The organism is Shewanella sp. 553 (assembly GCF_059338375.1).
Window position 1 is genome coordinate 3,161,889 of sequence record NZ_CM181701.1, and the last position, 26,694, is coordinate 3,188,582.

The 26,694-nt window shown below is 47.6% G+C and carries 31 protein-coding genes; 9 read left to right on the forward strand and 22 right to left on the reverse strand.

The features are described 5' to 3' along the window. Positions 1 to 50: 50 nt before the first annotated feature. The 5 genes from AC5YBZ_RS14000 to AC5YBZ_RS14020 all read right to left on the reverse strand — a co-directional run bounded on the left by AC5YBZ_RS14000 (position 51) and on the right by AC5YBZ_RS14020 (position 2,843). Positions 51 to 839, reverse strand: coding sequence for an SDR family NAD(P)-dependent oxidoreductase (locus AC5YBZ_RS14000; RefSeq protein WP_494543067.1), 789 nt, complete (start codon positions 837 to 839; stop codon positions 51 to 53). A gap of 32 nt (positions 840 to 871) precedes the next feature. Next, complete coding sequence (locus AC5YBZ_RS14005) at positions 872 to 1,261, reverse strand: thiol-disulfide oxidoreductase DCC family protein (protein WP_475514761.1); 390 nt, start codon at positions 1,259 to 1,261, stop codon at positions 872 to 874. Next, a complete protein-coding gene (locus AC5YBZ_RS14010) occupies positions 1,262 to 1,693 on the reverse strand; it encodes a DUF3429 domain-containing protein (RefSeq protein WP_494543068.1) in 432 nt (143 codons plus the stop codon). It abuts the gene before it with no gap. Positions 1,694 to 1,852: 159 nt separating this feature from the next. Further along, entirely contained in the window at positions 1,853 to 2,218 is a 366-nt protein-coding gene (locus AC5YBZ_RS14015; protein ID WP_494543069.1) for a hypothetical protein, read from the reverse strand. Positions 2,219 to 2,294: 76 nt separating this feature from the next. Further along, a complete protein-coding gene (locus AC5YBZ_RS14020; protein WP_494520994.1) occupies positions 2,295 to 2,843 on the reverse strand; it encodes a GNAT family N-acetyltransferase in 549 nt (182 codons plus the stop codon). A gap of 119 nt (positions 2,844 to 2,962) precedes the next feature. Between AC5YBZ_RS14020 and AC5YBZ_RS14025 the strand changes: the two genes are divergently transcribed. Then, a complete protein-coding gene (locus AC5YBZ_RS14025; RefSeq protein WP_494520993.1) occupies positions 2,963 to 3,916 on the forward strand; it encodes a GGDEF domain-containing protein in 954 nt (317 codons plus the stop codon). A gap of 22 nt (positions 3,917 to 3,938) precedes the next feature. Here AC5YBZ_RS14025 and AC5YBZ_RS14030 read toward each other — a convergent pair whose 3' ends face one another. Continuing rightward, positions 3,939 to 4,145 carry a hypothetical protein gene (locus AC5YBZ_RS14030; protein WP_494520992.1) on the reverse strand — a complete coding sequence of 69 codons (207 nt, stop codon included), beginning with the start codon at positions 4,143 to 4,145 and terminating at the stop codon, positions 3,939 to 3,941. Positions 4,146 to 4,300: 155 nt separating this feature from the next. On the opposite strand from AC5YBZ_RS14030, the gene AC5YBZ_RS14035 reads away from it, so the two are divergent. After that, positions 4,301 to 4,714 (forward strand): META domain-containing protein, encoded by a 414-nt coding sequence (locus tag AC5YBZ_RS14035; RefSeq protein WP_494520991.1) that lies wholly within the window; start codon positions 4,301 to 4,303, stop codon positions 4,712 to 4,714. Positions 4,715 to 4,841: 127 nt separating this feature from the next. Here the strand turns inward: AC5YBZ_RS14035 and AC5YBZ_RS14040 are convergent, their stop codons facing one another. Together AC5YBZ_RS14040 and AC5YBZ_RS14045 are read right to left on the reverse strand one after the other, a co-directional pair. Then, complete coding sequence (locus AC5YBZ_RS14040) at positions 4,842 to 6,161, reverse strand: dicarboxylate/amino acid:cation symporter (RefSeq protein ID WP_494520990.1); 1,320 nt, start codon at positions 6,159 to 6,161, stop codon at positions 4,842 to 4,844. Positions 6,162 to 6,303: 142 nt separating this feature from the next. After that, positions 6,304 to 6,642: a hypothetical protein gene (locus AC5YBZ_RS14045; RefSeq protein ID WP_494520989.1), complete on the reverse strand. Its 339-nt coding sequence runs from the start codon at positions 6,640 to 6,642 to the stop codon at positions 6,304 to 6,306. A gap of 144 nt (positions 6,643 to 6,786) precedes the next feature. Between AC5YBZ_RS14045 and AC5YBZ_RS14050 the strand changes: the two genes are divergently transcribed. Beyond that, a complete protein-coding gene (locus tag AC5YBZ_RS14050; RefSeq protein ID WP_494520988.1) occupies positions 6,787 to 7,230 on the forward strand; it encodes a GNAT family N-acetyltransferase in 444 nt (147 codons plus the stop codon). A 96-nt stretch (positions 7,231 to 7,326) separates the two neighbouring features. On the opposite strand, the gene AC5YBZ_RS14055 is transcribed toward AC5YBZ_RS14050, so the two are convergent. Continuing rightward, positions 7,327 to 8,694: an L-serine ammonia-lyase gene (locus AC5YBZ_RS14055; protein WP_494520987.1), complete on the reverse strand. Its 1,368-nt coding sequence runs from the start codon at positions 8,692 to 8,694 to the stop codon at positions 7,327 to 7,329. A gap of 63 nt (positions 8,695 to 8,757) precedes the next feature. Continuing rightward, positions 8,758 to 10,029: a serine/threonine transporter gene (locus AC5YBZ_RS14060; RefSeq protein WP_494520986.1), complete on the reverse strand. Its 1,272-nt coding sequence runs from the start codon at positions 10,027 to 10,029 to the stop codon at positions 8,758 to 8,760. A gap of 515 nt (positions 10,030 to 10,544) precedes the next feature. On the opposite strand from AC5YBZ_RS14060, the gene yjjX reads away from it, so the two are divergent. The 5 genes from yjjX (at position 10,545) to AC5YBZ_RS14085 (ending at position 15,386) form a co-directional block, all read left to right on the forward strand. Then, complete coding sequence (yjjX, locus tag AC5YBZ_RS14065; protein WP_494521584.1) at positions 10,545 to 11,114, forward strand: inosine/xanthosine triphosphatase; 570 nt, start codon at positions 10,545 to 10,547, stop codon at positions 11,112 to 11,114. A gap of 198 nt (positions 11,115 to 11,312) precedes the next feature. Next, positions 11,313 to 12,281 (forward strand): bifunctional helix-turn-helix transcriptional regulator/GNAT family N-acetyltransferase, encoded by a 969-nt coding sequence (locus AC5YBZ_RS14070; RefSeq protein ID WP_494543070.1) that lies wholly within the window; start codon positions 11,313 to 11,315, stop codon positions 12,279 to 12,281. A 287-nt stretch (positions 12,282 to 12,568) separates the two neighbouring features. After that, a complete protein-coding gene (locus AC5YBZ_RS14075; RefSeq protein ID WP_494543071.1) occupies positions 12,569 to 13,609 on the forward strand; it encodes an NADP(H)-dependent aldo-keto reductase in 1,041 nt (346 codons plus the stop codon). Positions 13,610 to 13,698: 89 nt separating this feature from the next. Then, complete coding sequence (locus AC5YBZ_RS14080) at positions 13,699 to 14,910, forward strand: aminotransferase class V-fold PLP-dependent enzyme (protein WP_494543072.1); 1,212 nt, start codon at positions 13,699 to 13,701, stop codon at positions 14,908 to 14,910. A 32-nt stretch (positions 14,911 to 14,942) separates the two neighbouring features. After that, positions 14,943 to 15,386 carry a SufE family protein gene (locus tag AC5YBZ_RS14085; protein WP_494520982.1) on the forward strand — a complete coding sequence of 148 codons (444 nt, stop codon included), beginning with the start codon at positions 14,943 to 14,945 and terminating at the stop codon, positions 15,384 to 15,386. Positions 15,387 to 15,463: 77 nt separating this feature from the next. On the opposite strand, the gene AC5YBZ_RS14090 is transcribed toward AC5YBZ_RS14085, so the two are convergent. The 3 genes from AC5YBZ_RS14090 to AC5YBZ_RS14100 all read right to left on the reverse strand — a co-directional run bounded on the left by AC5YBZ_RS14090 (position 15,464) and on the right by AC5YBZ_RS14100 (position 18,115). Beyond that, positions 15,464 to 15,928 carry a DUF6691 family protein gene (locus tag AC5YBZ_RS14090; RefSeq protein WP_494520981.1) on the reverse strand — a complete coding sequence of 155 codons (465 nt, stop codon included), beginning with the start codon at positions 15,926 to 15,928 and terminating at the stop codon, positions 15,464 to 15,466. Between the two features lie 9 nt (positions 15,929 to 15,937). Continuing rightward, a complete protein-coding gene (locus AC5YBZ_RS14095) occupies positions 15,938 to 16,381 on the reverse strand; it encodes a YeeE/YedE family protein (protein ID WP_494543073.1) in 444 nt (147 codons plus the stop codon). 81 nt (positions 16,382 to 16,462) lie between these two features. After that, positions 16,463 to 18,115, reverse strand: coding sequence for an FAD-dependent oxidoreductase (locus tag AC5YBZ_RS14100; protein ID WP_494543074.1), 1,653 nt, complete (start codon positions 18,113 to 18,115; stop codon positions 16,463 to 16,465). Positions 18,116 to 18,528: 413 nt separating this feature from the next. Here AC5YBZ_RS14100 and pyrC point away from each other — a divergent pair, with 413 nt between their 5' ends. Next, the gene (gene pyrC, locus AC5YBZ_RS14105; RefSeq protein WP_494520978.1) at positions 18,529 to 19,557 is read left to right on the forward strand and encodes a dihydroorotase; all 1,029 of its coding nucleotides are present in this window, start codon (positions 18,529 to 18,531) and stop codon (positions 19,555 to 19,557) included. 241 nt (positions 19,558 to 19,798) lie between these two features. On the opposite strand, the gene AC5YBZ_RS14110 is transcribed toward pyrC, so the two are convergent. The 9 genes from AC5YBZ_RS14110 to AC5YBZ_RS14150 all read right to left on the reverse strand — a co-directional run bounded on the left by AC5YBZ_RS14110 (position 19,799) and on the right by AC5YBZ_RS14150 (position 26,679). After that, positions 19,799 to 20,182 (reverse strand): MAPEG family protein, encoded by a 384-nt coding sequence (locus AC5YBZ_RS14110; protein WP_494543075.1) that lies wholly within the window; start codon positions 20,180 to 20,182, stop codon positions 19,799 to 19,801. A 50-nt stretch (positions 20,183 to 20,232) separates the two neighbouring features. Further along, complete coding sequence (locus AC5YBZ_RS14115; protein ID WP_475514782.1) at positions 20,233 to 21,051, reverse strand: cobalamin-binding protein; 819 nt, start codon at positions 21,049 to 21,051, stop codon at positions 20,233 to 20,235. Positions 21,052 to 21,265: 214 nt separating this feature from the next. After that, on the reverse strand, positions 21,266 to 21,511 hold the full coding sequence (locus AC5YBZ_RS14120) for a Rho-binding antiterminator (protein WP_494543076.1): 246 nt from the start codon (positions 21,509 to 21,511) through the stop codon (positions 21,266 to 21,268). A 196-nt stretch (positions 21,512 to 21,707) separates the two neighbouring features. After that, on the reverse strand, positions 21,708 to 21,914 hold the full coding sequence (locus tag AC5YBZ_RS14125) for a zinc ribbon domain-containing protein (RefSeq protein ID WP_110457298.1): 207 nt from the start codon (positions 21,912 to 21,914) through the stop codon (positions 21,708 to 21,710). A 418-nt stretch (positions 21,915 to 22,332) separates the two neighbouring features. Beyond that, entirely contained in the window at positions 22,333 to 22,545 is a 213-nt protein-coding gene (locus AC5YBZ_RS14130) for a hypothetical protein (RefSeq protein ID WP_475514784.1), read from the reverse strand. Positions 22,546 to 22,652: 107 nt separating this feature from the next. Continuing rightward, a complete protein-coding gene (locus AC5YBZ_RS14135) occupies positions 22,653 to 23,315 on the reverse strand; it encodes an SMI1/KNR4 family protein (protein ID WP_494543077.1) in 663 nt (220 codons plus the stop codon). 93 nt (positions 23,316 to 23,408) lie between these two features. Continuing rightward, positions 23,409 to 25,532, reverse strand: coding sequence for a KAP family P-loop NTPase fold protein (locus tag AC5YBZ_RS14140; protein ID WP_494543078.1), 2,124 nt, complete (start codon positions 25,530 to 25,532; stop codon positions 23,409 to 23,411). A 103-nt stretch (positions 25,533 to 25,635) separates the two neighbouring features. Then, positions 25,636 to 26,304 carry a DUF4145 domain-containing protein gene (locus AC5YBZ_RS14145; RefSeq protein WP_494543079.1) on the reverse strand — a complete coding sequence of 223 codons (669 nt, stop codon included), beginning with the start codon at positions 26,302 to 26,304 and terminating at the stop codon, positions 25,636 to 25,638. A 111-nt stretch (positions 26,305 to 26,415) separates the two neighbouring features. After that, on the reverse strand, positions 26,416 to 26,679 hold the full coding sequence (locus AC5YBZ_RS14150) for a DUF7660 family protein (protein ID WP_494543080.1): 264 nt from the start codon (positions 26,677 to 26,679) through the stop codon (positions 26,416 to 26,418). Positions 26,680 to 26,694 lie beyond the last annotated feature (15 nt).

The following is a 26,694-nucleotide window of genomic DNA, read 5'->3' on the forward strand; positions in this document are numbered from 1 at the left end:
TTGATGAACGACAAAAATGGGGGGCAATACAACCCTATGCAATGACAGACTCACCATGATATCGCCTTGCCATCCCAATCGATAAAATAGGCGTGCGACGATGGCGCAAGCCCAGTGCTAACCTTAAGCAGACGCTGGCTGACAAATTCGGTGGTAAAGAGTTTCTCTTTAGCGACATTGTGTTGAAATGGTTTGGATAGTTCGGTGTCGGTTGTCCCTGGGTGAAACGCCAACAAGGCAACATTTTTAGCCCGTCTGGCATACTCCACCGCCGCCGTTTGCAGCAACATATTCAGCGCGGCTTTTGAGGCGCGGTAGCTATACCAACCGCCTAAACGATTGTCGCTAATACTCGCGATGCGGGCGCTCAGCACAGTCACCACGCAGGGCGTTTGACCTTTCACCAACGGCAATAAATGCTTGAGCCAAAGCATGGGGATAACACTATTAATATGAAACAGAGTTTGCATCGACTCGGCGCTTATCTCCTCTAGACGTTTCTCTGGACTCAGGCCCGCTTGATGCAGCACGCCGTTAAAAATGTACACCCGAGTGACCCGCACCTGACGGCTCATCAGAGTTGCAATTATCCCAGCGATGGCACTATCGCTATTGTCACAGCGGTAATACTCAAGGCTATGATGACCGCTGTGGTGACGGCTTGGGGAGTGAATCGCCTCGCCACGGCCATGATGCTTAGGGTCGACATCATGCCCAAGGCGGCGACTGATAGCGATAACCGGACATTCATGGCGCAACTGGGTTATTAGCGCTTTGGCAATACCACTGCTGGCACCGATCACTAATGCACAGTCTTTGATTAATTCGCTCTGTGTCATTAACGAATTGCCATGCACTTGATCCGCGCCGCTCATGATATGCCGCAGCGGCCACTGTCGCAGCGTTTTTTACCAGTCAGCAGATAAGACACCTTATGTCTGTGCTTGGCAAATTTAAGGTAGAGAAAATCGGCCACTGGCCTAACCATTGGCCAGTGTAACGGTGCCACATAATGCTTTTTTCCCACCAGCGACCAGGCCAGATAAGTGACATCCAGTCCTTGCAATATTTCGCCCTTGTCGGTTTCCCCCTGTAATATCTGATTGGCATATTGGGCGTCGATATGTGGATATTGCTCGGCAAAATTAACGTCGGCTAAATCGGCAAGTTCAATTAACCCCGCCTTGTCGCAGCGACTCAGTTTAGCCATTTCGGCGGCGCACAGCGGACATTGGCTATCATAAAAAATACGCAGTTTCATCTACTCCCCCACCACAATAATAATTAAATGGCACGTCAGTGCGACCCCGGTTAATCGCGTCCTTAGCGCCATATAGTCATCGGCAATCACCTTCTGCTCACATTGACGCTTATCTTTTAGGTACATCACCACATAGCCGTACATTAAGATCAGCAAGGAGACATATAACTGGTTAATGATGATCGCCAGCCAAGCCAACACGCTAATCACATTACTGGTGAGCAGCTGTTTATCATCGCTGATACCGTTGGCTTGATGAGTCTGTCGCCCCCATAAGCTGCCCGCCAAAAAAGAGAGGATGACCGCACTGTAACTGACAAACAGCATAAAGGGATCTAGGGTCAGCAACGGCATCCCCATCAAGATAAAGACGGTGGCGATAATAAAAGGCAATAACCCCGCGTAGCCCAACATAGAATAGGTGGTAGACATACAGACGCCCTGCTGACAGTAAATAGAGATATTACGTGTCTGGTAGGCGCAGCGATCACCGCCGCCCCGTTATTAATAGCAACTTAAAAGGGGGGCCTTAACATCGCCGCTTAGCTAGGGGGATTTTCTGGGAAGGTAGCAGAGCGTTCATGCACTCGCTTAACAATGGTCAAAGTGGCTGTATTGCATACACATAAAAGAGACCTGTTGCAGCGTTAAGGTGGGCGCTGATACCGTTTTGGCTAAAGCCAGTTGCTCGGCACTTGGCGTTTCGGCGGCGGTAATGACTGCGCTGTAATCGTTACTCCAACCACAATCAAACCAATACTGCTGATAACACACCAAATAACGCTCTCGAGCCTGAGCGCTCTCCCACCTAAAAGGCACTAGCCAACAGTCACACCGCTTACCTTGCTCGGCGAGCAGGGCGCGAATGAGCTTCACATTATCATAAGCGCTCAGTCGCAACTCAGCATAGGGTTGCAATAAGCCTTGCACAAAAGGGGGCAGCGATACGGGTGCCATGGTCACTTCCTCGAACGATAGATCATGCAACTAGGGGGGGCTATCCTAGCATATGGCTTACTTAGCATCACTTAGGTTATGTTTGGGTGGCACAGGCAAGCAAGTAATAGTCTCGGCCATCAAAACCAAAAAAGTCGACCACTTGCATCGCCGCCTTATGGGTGTGGGCATTAAATGAGTGTTCATTATCTTCGGCAATAAAGGTCAACATGAAGGGATAGTGCGAGCACACCTCTTGCTTTAACTGCAAAACCATAGCGCTAAACAGCCCCTGACCTCGATGGTTGGGATGGATCCAAATGGGGCCATACTGGCAACAATTGTGCAGACTCAAGCGGGTATTGCCCACACAGTGCTCACCTAAGCGGCTTAATAAACGACGATAAATAGGCCACGATTCAAAAAACGACCATTTACCAGCAATCACATAACCGATGAGCTCCCCTTGCTGCTCGGCAACCACTATCCAATGTTGCTCGATTAATACCCTAATGTCGGCGGCCGAAAAGGCTTGCCCCGTCATGACGCCACCACGCTGGCTGGGATCCAATTCGGCTTCTATTTGCTCACGTTCTAATAAGGCAATCGCTGCAGCGTCGGCCAGTTGAGCCCGTCTTACTAACATGGTTTTCTCGTTAACTTATCGACTAAAAAGTACCCTCGGCACCCTAGGCGGAGGATTTGCTAAATACCGCTTCCACGACCACACTTAGACGACTATTACCTTAATGGTTCAGTTGCCTCATGCTGCCAGAAAATATCGATACCGGCGCCAGTATACTTGAAAATTACAACGCACAGATAAACTTAGTCCGCTGGATGCATCAGTGCGAGTTAATGAAGCGTTACTACCAAGCGGAAGTCGCCTTTGTAGTGCAGCAAACCGACCTTGGGTTCGAGGTCATAGTCAGCTCGATTAATGACACTCCAAAATACCTTGCAGGTACGGTTTACTCCGCTGATTTAGGGCTATTTAATCGCTTATCTAACAGCCAACCAGAAGGCATTAATCTTGACTTTAGTCGCCAAAACATCCCACTTCCTGACGATTTAGCCTCGGCGCGCAATATGTTATCTCGGCCCCTACATTGGCCTGACGGCACGGTATTTGGTTGCCTATGTGTCCTTAATACTCAAGGCGATGAGATCCCCAGCATCAAGTCATTTATGCTAGAGCCCTTCCAAGTATTATTACAGCAAGATTTGGCCTTGCTGTGCCAAAGCCAAAGGCTCGAATCCTTATCGATGCGTGACCGCGAAACCGGCATGCTCAATCATTATGGCTTTATAATGATGGCCCCCAGACAATTGAATTTGGGCCGCCGCTTCGGCGTCCACGCCGGAATATTACTATTCGAGTTATCGCCAACCCCCATGTTAAACGTCATCGAAGGCAAACATATACGACTGCTTGGCAACATTATTCAAGACACTATTCGTATCGCCGATATTGCCGCTCACTATAATCAGACGCAATTTGTGGTATTGGTGTTTGTCGACTCTGAGCGCGATCTCAACCACATTGTCATGCGAGTCAAAAAAAGCCTTAAACAGCAAAGTGGGTTATTACGACTCGATTCGGGCAGCGCCTTTTTTACCCCCGAGTCCTCCGCAAAGCTCGCGCCGATGATCGAGCTGGCGAAGAGCCAATTGCGCGCTGAACAAACGGTAAAAGCAAATGTTTTTAGCCTAAAATAACACCGAGCACCAAGTGCTAGCATTACTCTTGTTTTTCTTGCTTTTGCCCCCATTGAATAAACAGCACTACCGGAAATGGCGACATCAATACTAGACCTAGGCCTATCAGGCTTGACACCAGTAATATGCCGTCTATCTGCTGGGCCAGAGAGGTTAAGCCATAAATCGTCAACCCGCTCAGCAACATTAACACGCCAACCCAATGGGCGACTTTAAGTGCTAGCATCATATTTATATTCCTTATGTCACTGGAGGGTAATTTAATTTGGCTATAGTCAAGTAAAATCTGTATAAATAAAAAATCATCTTAAAAACTGTTAATCACCCTTTTTTAATCTGGTTAACGTTGTCAGAATAGTCAGTTCAATTTTTATGGATTCTATCATGTCAAAGAAGCTTTTATTTATTGCCAGTGCCTTACTTGGCCTATCCGCTTGTCAAACAAGTACATCCGTTGACGCTCCCGCTATTGCTATTGAGGGGACGTGGCATATCGAAGCGGCTCAAGGACAAAGCGTGATCGACTATAGTCCGGCCCAGTTGATCTTTGCCGCCGATGGCACCTTGAGTGGTAACAACAGCTGTAATCAGTTTTTTGGCCAATATAAACTTGAAGGTACGCAGCTAACGCTATCGCCAGCAGGTAGCACCATGAAAGCGTGTATCGAAGCCCTGATGAGCCAAGAGCAGCGCGTGATGCAAGCAATGAGCAAAATCACTACCGCCGAATCAGCAAACGGCAAATTGGTCCTTAAAGATGCCGAAGGTGAAGCACAACTGGTGCTAAGCAAGCAATAAGCGTGAGCGCCCCCTTTTGCGTCATCAAGGCCCATAAAAAAACCGCCATCTCGGCGGTTTTTTATGCAGCAGTTGTTGATGCATGAGTGCTAGCTTAAGCGACTGTGCACCTCAAGAATCACAGCCCCTAGCTGGCTTTTTCCAGTGCCGCCTGCTCAACCTTATCGGCCATGATCTGACTTTGCTCGGCATCGGCATTGTAATGTTCAATATCCAGCTCATTTTCAGACTTAGCGATAACGGTTGTGGCCACTAAATCACCCGAGACATTGACAACCGTACGCGCCATATCCAACACACGGTCGATACCAGCAATGATCGCAACGCCCTCTAGTGGTAAGCCGACAGTGGTTAATACTAAGGTCAGCATCACTAGTCCCGCACCAGGTACACCTGCGGTGCCGATTGAGGCTAACGTCGCGGTTAAAATAATGGTGATGTAATCCACCCACGTTAAATCAATGCCAAAAGCCTGAGCCACAAACAGCGCTGTCACCCCTTGGTATAAGGCGGTGCCATCCATATTAATGGTGGTACCCAATGGCAGCACAAAACTGGAGATCTTCTTATTAATGCCAAGAGATTCGCTGGCGCACTTCATACTGGCAGGTAAGGTGCCCGCCGAGCTTGATGTGGTATAGGCAACGGCCAAGGCGCTGCGAATGCCTTTAAAGAACTGCAATGGATTAAGCTTAGCCACCGTGGTCAGCACTATGCTGTAAAAACCGATAATATGCAGCGCGCAGCCTAAGTAAACAGCCACAATCACCTTAATAAGCGGCATCAGCATATCGACGCCGTATTGGCCAGCAACCCACGCCATTAAGCCAAACACCCCATAGGGTGCCAGTTTCATGATCATATCGGTAAGCTTGTACATGGCCTCAGCCAATGACTCAAACACCTTAATCGCAGGCTTTCCATGGTCACCAATCAGCACCAAGGCGATACCCAGCGCCACCGCAAACACGATCACCTGTAAAATTTGGCCACTGGCTAACGCCGCCACGGGATTGGTTGGCACAATATTGATCAAGGTTTGCATCACCGATGGCACCTCTTTCGCCACCGCGACGCCCGCATCGGGCGTCATATTTAAGCCCGCTCCCGGTTGTAAAAGGTAACCTACCGCCAGCCCGACTGTGATCGCAATCGATGTGGTGCCGAGATAAAAGGCAAACGACTTAAAGCCAATTCGGCCCATCTTGGCGGTGTCTTGCATTGAGGTGACGCCGACAATTAACGAACAGAAGACTAACGGCACGATAAGCATTTTAATGGTGTTAACAAACAGAGTGCCTATGGGCTTTAACACCACAGCCTGTTCACCTAAACCGATACCGACCGAGATCCCAAGTAGCATACCGATAAGAATTTGCAGCCACAAAGGCACAGACATCCAGCCAGACCAGGCTCGGCCTAGCCAAGATGAGGTTTTTTGAGACATGTTATTAACCTTGAGTGTAGAGAGATTAAGCCTGAGACTATGCTAACGCAATACGCCGAAGCGGTTAGCCATCAAAGCACAATTAGGCCGGCGATATTAGCACATAATACTTTGGTTGTACCCCCACTCACATCACAGCCAGCTAAGCATCGAATTGTGCGCGCGGCGGCTGTTGGTCAAAGTGTAATTGATGCAACGCGGCGGGCGGTTGCTCGCGCTCAATCAAGTGGCTCCAATAGGCATCGTCAAAGCCATAAAAAAACTGCCCTTGCCGACCTTGAGACTTTAATATCAGTTGCCACCATATTATGCCCCACAAGCCAAAGCTTAACAGGGTTAGCATAAAGTGCAGCCGATGATGGATAATGTTACTTTGATAAGATTGATTGGTTAATAATCTGATTTTATGATGTTTTATGGCTAGCTGCCCCGCCGGCTTAACGCCATAGTAATGACCACTATTGGGTTTACGTTGCTGCATGTCTTCACCTATAACAATAGAGTAAAACGTCATTATTAAAGTTTAGCAGAATTAGACTTTAGTCGTAGGCGCGTTCGAGGATATTGCACTCAATTTCACTAGCAAAGCATGCTAAAGTAGCGCCCTTATTAACAGGAGAGAAGCATGCAAATTAGACAAGGCCAATTATCAGATCTGAATGCCTTAGTGCAGTTTAATCAGGCGATGGCCCATGAAACCGAGGGCTTAAGCCTCGATGAACAGGTATTGTCAGAGGGCGTAAAAACCCTACTCAAGCAACCAGAAAAAGGCTTTTATCTGGTGGCAGAAGTGGAGGGCGAGATTGTCGGGTCGCTGATGGTCACTTTTGAGTGGAGCGATTGGCGCGCCAAAGATTATTACTGGATCCAGAGCGTCTATATTCGCCCGCAAAATCGACGCCAAGGGATCTACGCCAAACTCTATCAGGCGGTGAAAGATCTTGCCGCGCAAAATGGCGGCGCTGCGAGCTTTAGGTTGTATGTCGAGCAGGAAAATACTCAGGCGCAGCTAACCTATCAAGCCTTGGGGATGGAGCAAAGCTACTACTTGATGTACGAAGAGAAATAGTCTCGCTGCACCAACAAAAACGCCCCAGTCAACTTATCGTCTCAGGGGCGTTTGTTCTTCTGCGTTAGTCATTATCTAACGGCTAGAAATTAATGATTAGGCACAAATACTGGTGACCTTAATCGCCAATCCACCTTGGCTGGTTTCACGGTATTTAACATGCATATCTTTGCCAGTTTCGTACATGGTGGCAATCACCTTATCTAAGCTGACTCTAGGTTCGCTGTTACGGCGCATCGCCATGCGAGTCGCGTTAATCGCCTTAACTGCAGCAATCGCATTACGCTCGATACAAGGTACCTGCACTTGGCCTGCAACCGGATCACAAGTTAAACCTAAGTTGTGCTCCATACCAATCTCGGCAGCAATACACACCTGAGAAGGATTAGCGCCCATCAACTCGGCAAGCCCAGCGGCCGCCATCGAGCAAGCAACCCCCACTTCACCCTGACAACCAACTTCGGCACCCGAAATCGAGGCGTTACGCTTGTACAAGCCACCAACGGCTCCGGCAGCAAGATAAAAGCGGCTATACTCTTTCTCGCCCACCGGCTGAATAAACTTATCGTAATAGGCCAGCACCGCCGGAATGATCCCCGCCGCACCATTGGTGGGCGATGTCACTACGCGGCCACCAGCGGCATTTTCTTCGCTCACCGCTAAGGCAAACATGTTGATCCAATCAACAATCACCATAGGATCCGATGATAAACGCTCGTTAGTCACTAACTGGCGAAACAGCGCCGGCGCACGACGTGGCACGCGCAGTGGCCCTGCCAACACCCCTTCGTTCTGACAACCGCGCTCAATGCCCTCTTTCATGGTGCGCCAAATCGCGCCAAATCCGTCGAGTATGCTCCGCTCACTGCGCAGCACCTTCTCGTTGGCCATCATAATGGCACTGATGCTCATGCCGGTCTCATCGCACAATTTCAGCAGGTCGCTGGCATACGCAAAAGGATAAGGCACGACAATCTCATTGGCCGCGGCTAAACCAAAATGGGCTTCATCGACAATAAAGCCGCCGCCAATCGAATAATAGGTTTGGCTGTAGGTGCAGGTGTCACCTATCCAAGCACTGAGCGTCATGCCGTTTTCATGCAGGGGTAAGGCGTGTTGATGAAACACCACCGCGTCCTTGGGAAAGTCGACTCGGTGGCCTTCGGCCCCCAGTGGCAATGCTGATGTCAGCTCCACTTGGCGAATAAACTCAGGCATTAAATCAATATCGACCGTTTCAGGTAAGTTACCTGCCAGCCCCATGATGATGGCACTATCAGTATGGTGTCCCTTACCCGTTAACGATAAGGAACCGTAAATATCTACGGTCACTCGTGTGAGCTGAGTCAGCTCGCCTCGTTGACGCAAGTCGTCAATAAACCCTTTGGCGGCCTTCATCGGCCCGACAGTGTGTGAGCTCGAGGGACCCACACCTATCTTAAAAATATCAAATGCGCTAACCATAATAGACCTTACACTTATGAGGCCGACCAGCCATAACTGAGCTGGCGGCCTTCAATCAGTAGCTTAAGACAGCATGCCAAAGAGAATGGCTGTCATTGCCAACAAGCCCGCAATGATCACAAACACATTGCTAATGCGGCCACGATAGGCTTTCAAGCTTGGCACCTTGTATACGGCGTACATAGGCATTAGGTATAAGATAGCCGCAATAATTGGCCCGCCTAACGCTTCAATCATGCCAAGAATACTTGGGTTGATAATCGCCACGCCCCAGATGGTGAGGAACATAAATGCCAAGATAAACTTATCAATCTTACTGTCACTGACTTTTTTATCTGCGCTACGAAGCTGTTGAGTGATGATGCCGCGCATCCCCTCTGTCGCTCCCATATAGTGACCAAAGAATGAAGAAACAATCGCGATAACCGCAATGATAGGACCAAAGTAGCTGACAAAACCGCTCGCATGCACGTTGGCCAAGTACGATAGGATAGGTAAGTTTTGCGCTTTGGCTTCGCCAAGTTGCGCAGGGCTGAGTGATAGCACACAAGAGAACACAAACAACATCACAAATCCCACCAACATCATGCTGGTGTTACGCAAGATCACGTCGGCTTTTTTCGCCGCGTTCTGACCATGCTCGCGCTTAAGCGATACTGAGAACTGTGAAATAGCAGGTGAATGGTTAAAGGCAAACACTAATACCGGAATGGTTAACCACACAGTGCCTAAGAAGTCAGCGGTAGCTGGCACTTGCATCAAGGCATCGGTTTTCCAGCTTGGGATGAGGTACAAAGACATGAAGGCCAAGATGCCCACTAATGGATACACCAATAGCTGGGTCACTTTAAGCATAAATTTCTCGCCAGACACCATCACCGCCATCATGGCTAAGATCAACACACCTGACAAAATAAAGCGTGGTGGCGATGCCATGCCTAACTGATTGACGATAAAGCTGTCGACAGTATTGGTGATACCAACGCCATAAATCAGTACGATAGGATAAATCGCAAAGAAGTACAGCACAGTGATCGCTTTACCTGCGCCGGCCCCAAAATACTCCTCAACCACATGAGTAATGTCGCTGCCCTGCTTTTGTGACGAACATACAAAGCGTGACAAACCGCGGTGGGCTAAATAGGTCATAGGACCGATGATCAACGCCATCATCACGAGAGGCCAAAAACCGCCCATACCGGCATTAATCGGTAAGAACAAAATACCAGCACCAACCGCAGTGCCAAACAGGCTTAACATCCAAGTTGTATCGGTACGGGTCCACTTCGACGGAGCCGGGGTTAACACTTGAGAAACTGTCGCTTCATTTTGCATAAATGTGACCTTTATTGATGCTCAAGGCATCTTATGTTTTGCTACGACTGACTAGGATTTTCCTAGCAGTACGACTAAATTCGGTCACAGAATATAGGATAAAGTGCACTAAAAATTGATCTGACACGGTATTTTGTAATGAAATTTCATAATCAGCTAATATTGTGATCGGTGTTCAATTAAAGCTGTAGTAATTTTTCATATTGGTAATGCAGGATTAACTTATATACACCTAGCGTTAACAGTTGCGCTACCGCAAAGCCAGCCTGGCTGGGCAACACAGTAATTGCGTAAAAGCTAAATAACGATATTTGTCACGCCACAAGCAAAAGCGAGACACGCACCAGCAAAAGCAACGCCAACCCCAACCAAGATCACATTGTATTGACCGTGCAACTTAGGTCGCCACTCTGCCGAAAATGTTACAATCGTGACAAAATCTAGCCAAGCTCATGCACTATGGTCGCGGCTATGGCAAAATAGTGGCTAAAACACAGTTAATTCGAGATGAGTTCATGCCCCCGCTTGTGACAGAGAGTCCTATTCGTATTACCGTCGGTTCGACGAATCCAGTAAAAATTACCGCGGCGCACAATGCCATCGCCTTGCTCTTTCCGCAGGCGCAGATCATCAGCCAAGGTATCCACGCCCCTTCTGGCGTGGCTGCGCAGCCCATGACAGATAGCGAGACTCGCGCAGGCGCTATCAACCGAGCGCGCTACTGTGAGCAACAAGCAGAGCTACAACCCCACTTAAGCGCCGAACTCTACATCGCCATGGAAGGCGGTGTTGACTGTTTCGAGCATGGCGCTGCCACTTATGCTTACATGGCCATTATCCATCAAGGCAAACTGTCTGTCGGTCGTAGCGCCCAACTGCCCCTTCCCACTGCCGTGTATCAAGCTTTAGTCGACGGCGAAGAGTTAGGTGATGTCATGGATAGGCTGTTTAACACAGTCAACATTAAGCAAAAAGGCGGTGCCATAGGCCTACTGACGGATGGTAAAGCCAGTCGCGAAAGCGTTTACACCCAAGCGATTGTGTTGGCAATGGCCCCCATTTTAAATCCACAGGTTTATGTTTAAGGCTCAAACTTAGCCGCCCCATGGTCATGGCGGCTATATATTAGCAAAGGCTTGCATTTAAAAAATAAGCCGTCTAAATTAGGTATCCATTGCAACTAAATAGGATACGCACGTTATCGGTAGCATGCTTATGATAACCTCAATCGCTTGCTAGGCGACGATTCGCGCAACCCACCTATGAATGACAACGGATAGCCAATGACTGACAATAGCATCACTTCTCTTGATAATGTCTCACAACTAACGGAGACAGGGTTACCGCAAACCTGCTCCTCGTTACGAAAAATATCACGCCGCTTAGTCAGGCAATTGGGAATGCTCAACACCGATGGTATGCCGTTAAACTTATCACCTGTGCTAGCCCATGCATTAATCGAGCTCAGTAACCAAGAATTATCGGTCAATCAACTGGCACAGCTGCTTAATATCAACAAGTCCAATGCCAGTCGCGCCGTCAGCCAACTGTGTGAAAAAGGACTCGCACAAAGCCGCACTAACCCCAGAGACAGCCGCAGTTCATTATGCAAGTTGACACCCCAAGGTAAACGCCAGCTCAAAAACCTTAATCAGCAACAAAATACCTTATATCAGCAGATCCTCGCCCAGCTCTCTGCGGCACAAGTGAGTCAGCTCACCGACTCGTTAAACCTGTATTCGCGGGCTATCGCCTATGCCGAGCAGCAACAAGACTTTGCGATCCGCAGTATAACTCCAAACGATAACCCTCACATCGCCCAGGTAATCCGCTGTGTGTCGGCCGAATATGGCCTCACACCAGATAAAGGCTATGGGGTTGCCGACCCCACTCTCGACAGCTTGTATCAGGTCTATGAGATGAGTGATGCCCACTACTGGGTCATCACTCACAATGGACAAGTATTAGGTGGGGCGGGGATCGCGCCATTAGCCGACCATGATGGAATTTGTGAACTGCAAAAAATGTATTTTTTGCCCAGCTTACGCGGCAAAGGCTTTGCGCGGCGTTTAGCCTTGCAAGCGCTAGAGTTTGCCCGCAAGCAAGGTTATCAAGCCTGTTACTTAGAGACCACGGCCTGCCTCAAAGAAGCCTTGGTATTATATGAAAAACTGGGCTTCGAACACCTAAATCAGCCCTTAGGCGACACTGGCCATGATGCCTGTGAACTCCCTATGCTGCTCAAACTTTGACCGCACAATTAACATTAAAATCATTGAGATACATTATTGAATTGTGGGGCAACAAATTAACTAGTGTTTTACAATAAAGATTGATAGGGTCTAGTGGTATTTACAGATGAGTTTTTTCCGATTCATGCTGTTAAGCCCAAGGGGCGCGATTCTTGGCCATGGTAGGGCCGCTAGGTAAGACAACAATGATGACCTTAAAGCCTCATCTTACCCGCAAAGCCAATCCCCCTACAACAGCCACTGCCCCCTAGTTTTAAACATTATTGTTGTGCATTTCGGAGACTTTCATGGACTATAGACGACTCCCGCATTCTAACCTCAACGTCAGCCAACTTTGCCTGGGCACCATGACGTGGGGCGAGCAAAATACCCAAAGTGAGGCGTTTGCTCAACTCGATTACGCCATCGGCGAAGGCATCAACTTTATCGATACCGCCGAGATGTATCCGGTGCCCCCCAAGGCCGAAACTCAAGGGGAGACCGAGCGCATATTAGGCCAATACCTCAAGGCGCGTGGCAATCGCGACAACCTAGTGATCGCCACTAAAGTGTCGGCTCCCGGTGGCAAGAGCGATTATATTCGTCCCAATATGGCATTGGACTGGCGTAATATTCACCAAGCGGTCGATGACTCTTTGAGTCGCTTACAGGTTGAGACCATCGACCTGTACCAACTGCATTGGCCTGACAGAAACACCAACTTCTTTGGTGAACTGTGTTACGAGCAGCAAGAGCAAGAAAAACTCACGCCGATCATCGATACCCTAGAAGCCTTAGCCTCGCTGATCAGCGCCGGTAAAATTCGCTACATTGGCGTCTCTAACGAAACCCCTTGGGGCTTGATGAAATATCTGCAACTGGCAGAAAAACATGGCTTACCACGCATCATTAGCGTGCAAAACCCCTATAACTTACTCAACCGTAGCTTTGAAGTGGGCATGGCCGAAATCGCCCACCGCGAAGAGTTGCCGCTGCTGGCCTATTCACCACTGGCTTTTGGTGCCCTAAGTGGCAAGTACCTCGACGGCCAATGGCCCGAAGGCGCGCGCATGACGCTGTTTAAGCGCTTTGCCCGTTATAACGGTACCCAATTAGCGCTCGAAGCGACGCAAGCCTATGTGGAATTGGCGCGCGAATTTAAGCTAAGTCCAGCGCAAATGGCCTTGGCCTTCGTCAACAGCCGAAAATTTGTCGGCTCTAACATCATTGGCGCCACCAACCTTGAGCAGCTCAAAGAGAATATCGACAGTCTCAATGTCACTCTGAGCGAGCCGTTACTGGCCAGACTCAACGAACTAGCCGATCGCTATCGCCTGCCCTGCCCCTAACGGGCAAGGGATGTGACAAAAGCTTGCAATAGGCGCTAAGATCTCCCAAGATCCTAGCGCCTGTTTATTTATTGCTGCCGGAACCACCAATGGACTTAACTCAACTGCGCGCGCAGTTTCCCGCCCTTGCTCAAACTCTAGGGGATTACCCGCTGTGTTACCTCGATACCGCCGCCACCAGCCAAAAGCCATTAGCGGTGATAGAGGCGATGACTCAGTATTATCAACACGATAATGCCAATGTACACCGCGCTGCGCACCAGTTATCGAGCCGAGCCACCGCCAGTTATGAAGCGGTGCGCGACAGCGTGCAGCGCTTTATTCATGCCAAGCGCCGCGAAGAGATCATCTTTACCCATGGCACCACCGAAGGCATCAACATGATTGCCCACGGATTGAGTGAGCAGGTACGCAAAGGCGATACTATTTTAATCGACAGCGCCGCCCATCACGCCAACATAGTGCCATGGCAGATGCTCGCTCAGCGCACTGGCGCAAGGATTGTCCCTATTCCGCTCAATGCACAACAGCGCCTCGACCAAGACGCCTACGCGCGGCTACTGGCCGATAAGCCTGCCATCGTCGCCCTTGGACATGTGTCTAATGTGCTTGGTACGGTCAATCCTGTGCAGCAGATGGTTAAACAAGCAAAACAAGCAGGGGCGATCACAGTGATCGACGGCGCGCAGGCCATTGCGCATTTGTCGGTGGATGTGCAGGCACTCGACTGCGATTTTTACCTGTTTTCGGCGCATAAAATGTATGGCCCAACTGGCGTTGGCATTCTCTATGGCCGCTTTGAACGCCTCGATAGCCTCAGCCCACTGCTCACGGGCGGTGAGATGATTAAACAGGTTAGTTTTGAAACAACCCAATTTAATTCGTTACCTAACCGACTGGAAGCCGGCACGCCTGCGATCAGCGCCGTTATCGGCCTGGGGGCTGCGATACGCTTTATTGCAGGCTTAGATAAAGTGCAGACACAACAACGTGAAACTGAGTTGCTGCTGTACCTGCAACGCAGGCTGAGTGATGTAGGCGATATCACCTTATACGGTGCCCATGAGGATAATATTGGCGCGGTGGCCTTTAACCTTGCTGGCGAGCACCATCAAGATGTGGGGATTTTACTGGATCAACAAGGTATTGCGGTGCGCTGCGGCCACCACTGCGCCATGCCGCTGATGCACGCCTTACAGCTTAACGGCTGCTGCCGCGCCTCTATTGGGGTGTATACCAGTAAGCAAGATATCGACCGTTTTATCGAGGCGCTTGCCTCAGTCAAAGACCTGCTGCTGTAAAGCGCGGCCCATTGCATAATTTAAGGACTTCCATGACGCAAGCCACTCCACAACCGGCCGAGGCCCTCTTTTTAGCCCAGCATTTCGATAGCGAGGCGATCATAAAGCGTTTTAATGCCGCCGCCAACTGGCAAGAGCGTTATCGTGAGATCATGTTACTGGGTAAAACCTTACCGACACTCGATGAGAGCCTGCGCACTGAGACAGCTAAGGTTGAAGGTTGCGAAAGTAACGCGTGGCTGTATCACATCGGTATCGACAACAAACACTATTATGTGGCCGACAGCGATGCCCGTATCGTTAAAGGCTTAGTCGCCTTACTGCTTGCCGTCACCCATGGCCAAGACAGTGCAACCATCGCAGCGCTGGATATTAATGCCTATTTTGACCAGTTAGGCCTCACCGGTCAGCTGAGCCCATCTCGTACTAACGGCCTGTATGCTCTGGCGTTAGCCATAAAAGCCGCCGCTCAATAAGCTCGCCCCGATAGGCCCTGTTCCAATAGACAACAAGCCTCCGTTAGGAGGCTTTTTACTGCTGTTGATAAGCAACACTACTGGCGACTGCTGGCCGTCAGTGGCAGGGTTCGATTCATCTGCCGGCCAATATAGGCCCCGACGATCATCGCCACAACAAATAACACCATAGGCAGGTCCAGATGGGCTAAATTAACAATCGATGGCCCAGGACAGATACCTATCATGCCCCAGCCTAAACCAAACAAGGCAGCCCCAATGACCAAGGGCGCATCAATAGCGCGCTTGGTGGGCAGGTGGTAACACTTATCAAATACGGGGCCAAGCTTAGCCTGCACACGAGGCTTAACCACCAGCAGATACAAGGGTAAATAAACTGCCAAACCGCCAGACATCACAAACAGCAAGGTCGGGTCCCACTCGCCGCTCAGCAGTAGACTCACATTTAAAAAGCCAATCACTTTAGCGGGATCGGCCAGCCCAGAGAGCATTAAACCTGTACCAAATAATACACCACAAAATAGTGCAACAATCTTTTTCATCTCAACACCTTAGTGGAAAAATACCGCAGAAATAACACCCATCAGCATAAACACCAGTGTCGCCACCATCGAGCGGGGCGATAAGCGGCCAACGCCACAAATGCCGTGGCCACTCGTACAGCCACTGCCAATCGCGCAGCCTAATCCCACTAAAACACCCGAGATAAGCAGTAACGGAGTCGACTGCGACACCGAGCTTAACTCGATAGGCGCAAGGCCAAATATCGCCTCAAGCGGTGCGCCCATGATGGCACCACTGAGCAATAACCCGCCCAGAAAATACCATTGCCAGCCCAAGCCTTTGGCTTGGGTCTTGCTGTCATCGCTGCCCCATAGCGCGCCCGATAAAATGCCACTAATGCCGGCAATGCGGCCATTGAGCAGGAGCAGTAAAATCGCCCCTAGCCCCACTAATACGCCACCGCATAATGCAATAACATAGGATGAAAACATCGAATACTCCTTTCACCTTCAATAACTTATAAAATTTAATAAGCTCAATCAATTTAAGTCGAATGAGCCTAGATACGCGCCTTAATAACGTGCATTGGCCATTAAGTACGTTTTGTAACCCCCGGTTAAGTTTTTGGCTTTAAAGCCATGATTAACCAACATACGGTATGCCACGTGACCGCGTAGGCCAACATAGCAAAATACTAAGATCTCTTTATCTTTAGGCAGTTCATCTAACCGATCGCGCAATTGATCTAACGGAATATTGACCGCCCCTTCAATGGCGCCCATCTTGGTTAATTCACCTGGATTACGAATATCAAGCAGCCACTGCGCAGGGTTGCGAGCATCAATTTCTTCACTATGACACACTCGGCTGTCGCCCTTTAAGATATTGGCGGCCACGAAACCCGCCTGATTGAGCACATCTTTAGCCGAGCCAAAAGGCGGCGCATAAGTCAGCTCCATATCTTGCATATCATAAACCGTCAGCCCAGCTCTAATCGCGACGGCCAGCACATCGATGCGCTTATCGATCCCATCTTTACCCACGGCCTGCGCGCCTAGAATCTTGCCATCTTCAGTGCTGTAAAGCAGCTTCAATGACACCGGATGCGCCCCAGGAAAATAGCTGGCATGGCTAGCACCATGTACATAAATTTTATCAAAGCCGATGGCTAATTTTTGCAGGCGTTTTTCATTCAGGCCGGTATTGGCTACCGCCAGATCGAACACGCGGCAAATCGCCGTGCCTTGGGTTTTGTTGTAGCTATCATCAGCACCGAAAATATTATTGGCGGCTATGCGTCCCTGACGATTTGCAGGGCCTGCCAGTGGGATTAATGCCTTCTCACCTGTGAGTAAATCAAACTCCTCAACAGCATCCCCAACCGCAAAAATAGCGCTGTCGCTGGTACGCATCTTATCGTCGACTAAAATGCCGCCCAACTCGCCAATCGCCAATCCGGCTTCGACCGCAAGACGTGTCTCAGGCTTGACCCCAATCGCGGTAATTAACATGCCCGTTGTTAATGTGTCACCTGTGCTCAGCGAAAGCTGTAAACCACCTTCGATTTGCTCAACAGCGCTAAGGCCGCAGTTCAAACGTAAATCTACGCCATGCTCAACAATTTCTTGATGGAGCAGATTAGCCATTTCAAGATCCACTGGCATCATCACCTGATTAGACAACTCCAACAGCGTGACCTCGATATTCAGATGGCGCAGTGCCTCCATCATCTCTAGGCCAATAAAGCCGCCGCCCACCACTGTCACATGTTGCGGTTGCTGCTGTTTCAATGCCGCTAAAATGCGATCCATGTCTGGGATATTACGCAGCGAAAACGTCAGCGGATTATTAAGCCCTGGGATCGGCGGCGTAATAGGCGCTGCGCCCGGTGACAACACTAAGGCGTCAAAGTGCTCGGTATACTGCTCGCCAGTGCGTAAATTGTTAACCGTCACTGTTTTAGCCGTCTTATCGATAGCAAGCACTTCATGCTGCACCCGTACATCCACATTAAAGCGCGCCTTAAAACTCTCTGGAGTTTGCAACACTAAGGCACTACGTTCACTGATTTCACCACTGATATGATAAGGCAAGCCACAGTTGGCAAAAGAGACATATTCGCCGCGCTCAAACATAATAATTTCAGCATCTTCACTTAATCGTCTGGCGCGAGCCGCAGCCGATGCCCCACCGGCAACACCACCAATAATCAATAACTTGTTCATTTACTGTCTCCTGACTTGCGATTCAAATTCACCTTGGCCTATGTCGCGGTGCCCCGGGTGCTTCGGCTTTTCGAGTAACTGAGCCCTTAGCTTGATTGGCCTGCCTCAATCGACTAACAGCGGTTGTGCAAGGCAACGAGCTCAGTTTTTATGAGCCGACGAGTGTATTACATCTATAGGTACATGCAAAATCCTTTTATTAGAAAAATCTAAGAGATCAAATTTTCATTATTCATATTGGAGTAACACAGTTAATGGGTTAATGATGTGAAACCGTCGTAATTATGACTAAAGAAGGAGATAAACAGATGATTTATCGCCGATTGAGCGTCAATAAGTGCCCTTTTGGCTCTTTACAGCGCTCGCTTAGCCACATAAGATCCAGCCACTCTACGCCAAAGAAAGATACCTCAATGACCACAATAACCATTACTCGCCCCGACGACTGGCATGTTCACCTACGCGATGGCGACGTGCTTGCCGATACCGTTAGAGACACTGGCCGCTATATGGGCCGCGCGATCATCATGCCAAACCTAGTGCCACCCGCCACTAACCTTGACAGCGCCATGGCCTACTATGAGCGTATCAAAGCGGTCACCACCACCAACTTTGAGCCGTTAATGGTGCTGTATTTAACCGACAACACCACGGCCGAGGATATTCGCGCCGCCAAAGCCTCTGGCAAAGTGGTTGCCGCTAAGTTGTACCCTGCGGGCGCCACCACCAACTCAGATTCTGGCGTGACCGATGTGAACAACATCTACCCAGTGCTTGAGGCGATGCAAGAGGTGGGGATGCTGTTTTTGGTCCATGGTGAAGTCACCGACTCATCAATCGATATCTTCGACAGAGAAGCCATTTTCATCGAGAACACCTTAAAGCAAGTGGTGCAGGATTTTCCCAAGCTGAAAATTGTGCTTGAACATATCACCACCAAGGATGCGGTCGACTTTGTGATGAGCGCGCCAGACAATGTGGCCGCAACCATCACCGCCCATCACTTGCTGTATAACCGTAACCATATGTTAGCCGGTGGTATTCGTCCGCATTTTTACTGCTTGCCCATTTTAAAGCGCAACACTCACCAGCAGGCACTGCTGGCTGCGGCGGCCAGTGGCAGCAAAAAGTTCTTCTTAGGCACAGATTCGGCGCCTCATGCCAAAGATCGTAAAGAAGCCGCCTGTGGCTGCGCCGGCTCATATACCGCTCATGCGGCTATCGAGCTGTACGCCGAGGCATTTGAGTCGGTTAATGCACTCGATAAGCTGGAAGGATTTGCCAGCTTCAACGGCCCTGACTTTTACGGCCTAGCGCGCAACAGCGACACCATCACCCTAGTAAAACGCAGCTGGGATGTGCCAGCCACTTATCCACTGGGTGAGACAGGTGTGGTGCCGATTCGCGCAGGCGAGCGCATCGAGTGGCAAGTCGAAGACTAAGCCAAACAGCCTATAGGCTTGCGTGACTGTCGATATGCCAGAGCTTACTCACTGGGCGATGAAAATCGCACACCACGTTAGGGCTTGGGCTAATGGCCAAGCTAGATAACAAAACACCGCCATCACGGCGGTGTTTTTTATGGGCACGATACGCTTATGCTCACGCCAAGCTAATCTTAACTAAGCCAAGCTAATCTGAGCCAAGCGCCGATAGCAGCGGCAATCGGCCGATGAAAGACCATTAAAAGGCTTGAGCAAAAATGGCAAAGCTGCAGCCGATGGCAACCGACCAAGCGAGCGAGCGTAAGGTGCTTTTATCCAGCAGATACAAAATATGGTAAGCGACCCGCGCAATAATATGCCCCACAGCAAGTAACGCCACAGTGTCATTCACCTTATCTAGCGCGATCACGCTCAACACCGACAAGCCAAAAATCAGTAGCGATTCAAAGGCATTTTGATGCCCAGCGACCGCTCGCGCGCCAAAGCCAGTTAACTGCGCTTGCTGGGCTCTAGGTTGATGATTGTCATAGCCCCCCAACTTTGCCATAGCTACCGCCACCGGCCCCTTGGCCAAATAAGGCAGTAACATGGCTAACAATAAACACGTTAATAAAATGGTCATGATGCATATTCCTTTTAGCAAATAACGGGCAAGGGGTTAATCACCGCACTTTATGAGCGCGCCTTATCTAGCGCTTGGCACAGCGCCTGGATACCTAAGATAGCGCGCGGCGCAGCGCGATGTAATAAATCGGCATTAAGTTGATAAATGTGCTGCTGTTTTACCGCCGGGATCTCCTGCCAACTCGACCAGTCTACCCCATTGACATTGCCTTTATCTTGGCTTTGCAAAATCACCTGTGGCATCTTCAATAGCACGGCTTCGAGGCTCACCTGCGGATAGGCGCTGGCTGCATCGGCAAACACATTCTCGCCATGACACACCTCGATGATCTGCTCTATCCAACTGCCTTTGGCCACCGTCATTAGCGGCGTCGACCATAACTGATAAAACACCTTCACCTGTGGCTTATCTTGGTTTTGCTGTCGCAATTGTTGCAACTGCTGCTGATACTGGCTGGCCACCTTTTGCGCCTGCGCCTCATGGCCGGTGAGCTGTCCCAATGCCAGTAAATCCTCTGCCACTGCGGTCAACGATTTAGGGTCGCTGTTATAAATGGGGTAGCCTAATTGGCTTAGACGCTCAATCTCTTCGGCCTTATTGCCACTGCCCCACACCACAATTAAGTCTGGGTTGAGCTCAATCACCCGCTCAATTTGAATCCCATAATAGCCACCGATGCGGGGGATCTGCTTTGCCGCCTCGGGAAAATCGGCGTGATCTGTGGTGGCGACAATATTATCACCCGCGCCAATGGCATAAAGCATCTCAACGCCATGGGGCGACAGGGCGATAATCCTGCTCGCGGGGGCGGCCAATGCCACTACAGGCCAGCTTAATAGCAGGGCTAACATCCATTTTTTTATCATTTTATTCTTATCCTTTAATCGCATCTCGCGCTGCTTACCTCAATCCTCGGCCGCTAGCTAGAAGCTGCTGATGGTGCAGCAATCCAAGCCAGACATAAGCAATAGCATAGGTTCTTTTTCTGGGTCAGGAGTATATCGCTATACGCTCGGTGGTGGAAACAGACCTGCATAAGCTGGGGATGTGCAGATACTTCTGAACGAAGCCGCTGCCGACTTAGTCGAATAAAACTTCCTTAAAATGGGGGTTATCAACGACAATCGTTAGCTTTGCCATCGAGTCTAAAACAACCAATAAATTATCGTGTTCAATCTTGAGTTTTATGCACTCTTCACCTTGATGATTTTTTGCGGTATCAATAGCTTTTCCTGTGATGGCCTCACCCGATTTTAATGTGATTTCGACAGGATAATTAAACAAGCAAACTATCTCTATGTAGTCATAATTAGCGCAACTGATCATAAACCGCGTCCTGTTCACTTGGATAGAGTAGGCAGAATAACATCACTTTCAGGTACCGGTCCCCATCCCCAATGTTAACCTTAGAGGCAATGGCCAAATGAAATTGCCCTTAAAAGAGCCAAACGGTGGACTTCAATGTTAAGCCAAACAAGATTGAGCCCATGGATGGCGTCCACTTAACTTTTATCAGCTTTGATTAATTAGTGAATAGATCGAAAATATTACCTAAGGCACTCGTCTTACCGCGATAAAATTCGGTATAAGTACAGTTAGTGCAAATTACAGCAGTAAATTTTCGGTTTTGCATATCAAATATTTTAGACCAACCACTTCCCGTCGTTGCAATAGTATCCGTATCATAATCACAACAATCACATTTGGGGCATTTCCAATTTTTAGACATATTAATTCCTTTGTTATAAATATTACCCAATAGATATCCAGCCGTTATTAATCAACAACATAACTAAGTTCCTAACCAATATCAATACACATTGTCATGCCCTACATCGGCAAATACACTTTCAACGCCTACTGTTATTTATGAATAAGAAAAACGGTTTATTTGAGTCGAATAGTGAGTTTTATGATGCGGATGGCAAACTCTTTTGGCTAGAGCATTAACTATGCCTGTCTATGTATTCGCTACTTTTAAAAGCGTTGTTTAAAGCGAAAGAGTCAATCAATAAGCACTGAACGAGAGCCCAGAACAAATAGAAACTAAGGCAAAACCGCCTCGGTTAGCGAAGTACAGCCTTGACTAACCGGGGGCGTCCATATATGTCTATTTATTTCTCTATCTATTTATTTATTTTCTATAACTATGAATGATTTTTACCACTTTCATACGACTTAGCTTTAACAATCGTAAAATAAAATACAAGGAAGCCTAACCAAGAAAAAAACAAAGTCAGAAAGAACCAAGCCAGTTTATGATAACCGGATACAGCTTTTGACTTTAAAGATAAGATTAACGGCATAATAAAAATAATAAGGGCAATTATTTGACCTAGTGAAGTAGCATTAATATCCATTTGTAGCTCCTGACTTTTGATTTACTTATAACGCCGCGTTAAGCGGACAAAAATTGTGGGTTAAAATGTGTAGCGAAGCGAAACGTAACCCACTGTTTTTGTTCCGTTTAAATACCTTGCCATGCCTTAACACCCAATGCTACCATGAATTTTTTTGCATTTTCACAATCAGGGTTAATGTACGCTTTTGATTCTTCGACAAATGGTAACCATTGCCAATCTTCAGCTCCAACACAGCCTAAACGACTAGATAGGAACAGAAACTCTTTAAAGTTTTTTGCTATTTCTATTCCATGGCCATCACCATCGTCGTGACTCAGATACACAACAGGCTCCTTTCCGTCTTGGGAAGTATCAATGGCTAAGTAATCACCATTACCTACTTCCTGAAACGCAAACTTGCCATGCCAAACAGCATCATATGGATCTTCAATGTTTGAAAACACTTCATCTTTCCAACCATTTTTTTCTTCGTTAAATTGAATTAACCACTCTAAAGACCAATGTCTGTCACCAGAAAATATTTCTGAAAGCGGGTTCTCAAATTCATAATCATCTGGCATGAACCATCTAAACTCTACTTTTTTAGAAAAGTTAATTAAAACTTCCTTTAAAGAAGGCGGTATTTGGCAACCAATCTTGTTTTCTACAATTGTGAGTTCTGCTTCTGTAGCAGGTTCATGAATCGACAACACGCTAGCTTCACCACCGAGCTTTTTTACTGCGTCGGCAAAGAGCTTCCAATTCTCAACAACTTTGCAATATTCCATAGTTGACACCTTAGGCATAACGCCGCGCTTTGCGGCTGGTTTGAAGCGCAGCGGAAAACCAGTCCGACAACAGCGCCTTGTTAGCAATTGTGGCTACCATCGTTCTCCTAGCTCTCCATCTCTGAGGTAGTATTTTTTTCCGTCAAGAATACTTTTTAGTATTGCCTGAATATGAATTGGTTGATTTTCAATATCTATTTCCTTGGCTCGATCTCTAAGCGCCTCTAAATCAATGACATCGCTAAAGTTTTTCTCATCAATCTGAACGTAAGGCCCGTTAGTAGAGTCACTGCCTGAGTTGCCAATAATTTCAGCCGCTCTAATTACGCCATTATCATTTCTCAATATTTCTGACATAAAACCAGAAGTCTTTTCATTTGAGGATCTTTTCAATTCGTAGAAAATGTGTGATTCAAGATGGTTGTTGATGAACGCCCTTTCAGTAAGAGCTTTAATTGCCACCTCCTGATAATTACCTTCAAGCTCTTCTAGCTGTTGTTCAGTGATCCATTTTTCATCATGGTTTTTCCCGTGCAGCTGATCTCTAATTTTATACAGAACGTCGGCTGCTAAAGGGGCGCTTTTTTCCCTACCTACCAAATATTTGATTAATGTATATTTATTGCCACTCTCAGATATAACCTTATTTGTCAGCCAATTCATTTGGCGATATAGATCCTTGGACATAAAGCCATAATTACTTTCTAGAGACGATATTAGCTTGTCAGAATTAAGAAGTGCATCGTAAATACTGGCCAGAATATCAGAGCTATTGTCACCGCATTCTTTCGCATAATTCGTCATCATCTCAAAGAATCGATCTTCGGCGTCTTCAGAAATCACTTTTTCAAGAAATTCTGCTCTGTCAATTTCTCCAGAGATAAAGTCAAGAATCTCCTGATCTGAAAGGTATCCTATTGGTGTTTTGTAGTGAAATGCAACATGAAGCCTTTGAAGGGCAGACACTCGACCGGCGGAATCTGTATCGGAAACACCATAATGAGAATATCCTCCCGAATCCAGAAGCGGGAAGGTATCACCAAGAAGGTCCTCTAGTAATTTACGATCTCTTTCGCTAAATACTTTGAGGATACAAGCTCGTTCATCCTTAAATGACTCAACTACTTCTTCTGGCTTATCCATCATAAGACCGTCATTGGAAAATCTTTTTCCGATGTAAGCTTCTGGCGAGTTCTTGATATGCTCGTATACAGAATTGGCTTTAGTAGCAATTATCGATAACGAGAAAAGGTCTGAAAAACAAACCTGGCCTTCAACCTGCTCCAGAACAAACCTCAAGTGATTAAAGAATCTTTTTAGCTCCCTGGGGTTTTTGATTACATGTTTGAAATAATTATGATAGATCCAGCTTAACCTCTCTTGGTCACTTTCAAATCTATCAGTTAGGTTTTTATCGCTTAAGTTTTCCAGCTCAACATTTGCAAGCTCATTCATACCTCGTTCTGAGATTACAGGTAGAGGCACCCTAAGCTGTATTACCTTGTTGATGTATTCAGAGGCATTTACTATGTCGTTCTTATCTAAAACAGAGATAAGATAGTTTGAATCAAACGCCAACAGAAAAGATGTTCCAGAAAAGTCTGCTACAGCCTTAACAAGACGTAGGACTTGAAATGTTTCAGATGGTGTCAACCTATCAATATCATCTATAACAACAACTATTGGTGTTTTTATTTTCTCTATCGCAGATACAACCTTCTTCTTTTTTCCCAGTAAATCAAGTTTTTTCAGCTCTGCAATCTTCTTGGTTGAATTTCCAAACTTAGAAAATACTTTTTCAACAATTGACGCCCAAGGCTCCGCACCAGGAACTAGCTTAGCGACGCTAAAAAGGCTTGAATATGCAATTAATTCCTTGGCAGCTTTTAGGGCTACCTCAGAGTTATCTTTAATATTTAGCTGTGATGAAAATTGAAGCAAGAAATCCTGAATTAACGATTCTGGCTTGCCAGCCAGCCAAGGGTTATATTCAATAATAATTGGTGCAGATTCTTTTTCATTTAAAGCGCCTTTGACAAGGTTTATTACTGACGTTTTTCCATAACCCCATTCCCCTTCCAAAGAAACAGTTAAACAATCATCATCATGATTCAATAGAAGTACATTTGCTAAATGGTTGGCAAAGTCGAGTCTATTTAGTAAATCAGGGTCATTGGGACCACCCTGTATCGGTTGGTCGTTATGGTACTTTCCCATTCATAGATCCATTATTTGTGAAGATTGCTAACGCCGCCAGCATGCGCGGCTACGAAATGGAGGCGCAGCCGCAATGTAGTAGACGTCGCGATGCCTGGCTTTGTTAAACGTTTTTTGACTTTGCGTCTTTAGCTTCTGCACTTTTTCGCGGACCTTCGGGGGTCATTGAGTACAATGCCTCAAGCTCCCTCGGCTCAGTTATGCCCTTCTTTACAATAAAGTTCAGCAAATCAAACATTTTCTCAGCGATATGGTCGAAGTCTTGGTCAGACATCTCCCCGGGATGAACTGCATTATTTCCTGTAAGACGCACAGTATCCGCAACTTTTACAACAAGCGGAGGAACGGTATTTTTCGCAGCTAAAGCCCTAATATCATCGTTGATGTTCTTACCTTCTTCGCCAAGATGTTTGCATAATTTTTGAAGACCCAACCTCAGAAGTGCTGCTGCACCACGGGGTGATTTGGAAAAGATACGGGCTGCCTCTAAGTAATCAGTGGCAACATCTTCCGGCATATCCTGTTCGGGAAGTGGTGCAAGACCAAAGTCCGGAAAGAGCATCTCCCCAATTTTTGCCGCCGGGTAAAAGCCAGCCATTTCCACTTCAGTTGCCCGCCAAAGGCTGCTGTCATGGCAATGAGCACACTTCGCCTCGAGATAATCGGTGCGTTTTTCGTGAGTCGACAACCAGGACCAATTCATGTGTGAATATGTTCCACAGTACGGGCAGTGAAACGCTTCCAAAGAAATTTGTGGAGCAACGTACTTCATTCCTGACTTACTCCTATTGTTTAACGCTTCAAGCATAGGTTGCAAATAGCTTGAAGCTCGGTACGAGCGCAGCTATTTGCAATCCTGATGCCTTGACTTGTTAAATGCTGATTATTCATAAATTTTTCCGCAGTATAGAAAAACTGCAAATTGCTTCCATTTATTTGTCTTTAATTCAGAGTCTTGATTAATACCGAAATCAGCATCCTCAGCCCAAGCCACTGAAGATTCCAAAAAGTCACTAATGGAGTTATTCTCCCAATCCCCAGGAGACTCCCGATCCTTTATCAGAGATTTCACGAAGAGCAGAAAGCTTTTCTCATCCTTCACCTCTTCCAATAAATCATAAGGTTCGCTCATATCAGCCTTTGCCATTTAACGCCCGCATAA

Coding starts and splice junctions, on each gene's coding strand:
- AC5YBZ_RS14000 (WP_494543067.1), bottom strand. CDS start 839: ATGACACAGAGCGAATTAATCAAAGACTGTGCATTAGTGATCGGTGCC.
- AC5YBZ_RS14005 (WP_475514761.1), bottom strand. CDS start 1,261: ATGAAACTGCGTATTTTTTATGATAGCCAATGTCCGCTGTGCGCCGCC.
- AC5YBZ_RS14010 (WP_494543068.1), bottom strand. CDS start 1,693: ATGTCTACCACCTATTCTATGTTGGGCTACGCGGGGTTATTGCCTTTT.
- AC5YBZ_RS14015 (WP_494543069.1), bottom strand. CDS start 2,218: ATGGCACCCGTATCGCTGCCCCCTTTTGTGCAAGGCTTATTGCAACCC.
- AC5YBZ_RS14020 (WP_494520994.1), bottom strand. CDS start 2,843: ATGTTAGTAAGACGGGCTCAACTGGCCGACGCTGCAGCGATTGCCTTA.
- AC5YBZ_RS14025 (WP_494520993.1), top strand. CDS start 2,963: ATGCTGCCAGAAAATATCGATACCGGCGCCAGTATACTTGAAAATTAC.
- AC5YBZ_RS14030 (WP_494520992.1), bottom strand. CDS start 4,145: ATGATGCTAGCACTTAAAGTCGCCCATTGGGTTGGCGTGTTAATGTTG.
- AC5YBZ_RS14035 (WP_494520991.1), top strand. CDS start 4,301: ATGTCAAAGAAGCTTTTATTTATTGCCAGTGCCTTACTTGGCCTATCC.
- AC5YBZ_RS14040 (WP_494520990.1), bottom strand. CDS start 6,161: ATGTCTCAAAAAACCTCATCTTGGCTAGGCCGAGCCTGGTCTGGCTGG.
- AC5YBZ_RS14045 (WP_494520989.1), bottom strand. CDS start 6,642: ATGCAGCAACGTAAACCCAATAGTGGTCATTACTATGGCGTTAAGCCG.
- AC5YBZ_RS14050 (WP_494520988.1), top strand. CDS start 6,787: ATGCAAATTAGACAAGGCCAATTATCAGATCTGAATGCCTTAGTGCAG.
- AC5YBZ_RS14055 (WP_494520987.1), bottom strand. CDS start 8,694: ATGGTTAGCGCATTTGATATTTTTAAGATAGGTGTGGGTCCCTCGAGC.
- AC5YBZ_RS14060 (WP_494520986.1), bottom strand. CDS start 10,029: ATGCAAAATGAAGCGACAGTTTCTCAAGTGTTAACCCCGGCTCCGTCG.
- yjjX (WP_494521584.1), top strand. CDS start 10,545: ATGCCCCCGCTTGTGACAGAGAGTCCTATTCGTATTACCGTCGGTTCG.
- AC5YBZ_RS14070 (WP_494543070.1), top strand. CDS start 11,313: ATGACTGACAATAGCATCACTTCTCTTGATAATGTCTCACAACTAACG.
- AC5YBZ_RS14075 (WP_494543071.1), top strand. CDS start 12,569: ATGGACTATAGACGACTCCCGCATTCTAACCTCAACGTCAGCCAACTT.
- AC5YBZ_RS14080 (WP_494543072.1), top strand. CDS start 13,699: ATGGACTTAACTCAACTGCGCGCGCAGTTTCCCGCCCTTGCTCAAACT.
- AC5YBZ_RS14085 (WP_494520982.1), top strand. CDS start 14,943: ATGACGCAAGCCACTCCACAACCGGCCGAGGCCCTCTTTTTAGCCCAG.
- AC5YBZ_RS14090 (WP_494520981.1), bottom strand. CDS start 15,928: ATGAAAAAGATTGTTGCACTATTTTGTGGTGTATTATTTGGTACAGGT.
- AC5YBZ_RS14095 (WP_494543073.1), bottom strand. CDS start 16,381: ATGTTTTCATCCTATGTTATTGCATTATGCGGTGGCGTATTAGTGGGG.
- AC5YBZ_RS14100 (WP_494543074.1), bottom strand. CDS start 18,115: ATGAACAAGTTATTGATTATTGGTGGTGTTGCCGGTGGGGCATCGGCT.
- pyrC (WP_494520978.1), top strand. CDS start 18,529: ATGACCACAATAACCATTACTCGCCCCGACGACTGGCATGTTCACCTA.
- AC5YBZ_RS14110 (WP_494543075.1), bottom strand. CDS start 20,182: ATGACCATTTTATTAACGTGTTTATTGTTAGCCATGTTACTGCCTTAT.
- AC5YBZ_RS14115 (WP_475514782.1), bottom strand. CDS start 21,051: ATGATAAAAAAATGGATGTTAGCCCTGCTATTAAGCTGGCCTGTAGTG.
- AC5YBZ_RS14120 (WP_494543076.1), bottom strand. CDS start 21,511: ATGATCAGTTGCGCTAATTATGACTACATAGAGATAGTTTGCTTGTTT.
- AC5YBZ_RS14125 (WP_110457298.1), bottom strand. CDS start 21,914: ATGTCTAAAAATTGGAAATGCCCCAAATGTGATTGTTGTGATTATGAT.
- AC5YBZ_RS14130 (WP_475514784.1), bottom strand. CDS start 22,545: ATGGATATTAATGCTACTTCACTAGGTCAAATAATTGCCCTTATTATT.
- AC5YBZ_RS14135 (WP_494543077.1), bottom strand. CDS start 23,315: ATGGAATATTGCAAAGTTGTTGAGAATTGGAAGCTCTTTGCCGACGCA.
- AC5YBZ_RS14140 (WP_494543078.1), bottom strand. CDS start 25,532: ATGGGAAAGTACCATAACGACCAACCGATACAGGGTGGTCCCAATGAC.
- AC5YBZ_RS14145 (WP_494543079.1), bottom strand. CDS start 26,304: ATGAAGTACGTTGCTCCACAAATTTCTTTGGAAGCGTTTCACTGCCCG.
- AC5YBZ_RS14150 (WP_494543080.1), bottom strand. CDS start 26,679: ATGGCAAAGGCTGATATGAGCGAACCTTATGATTTATTGGAAGAGGTG.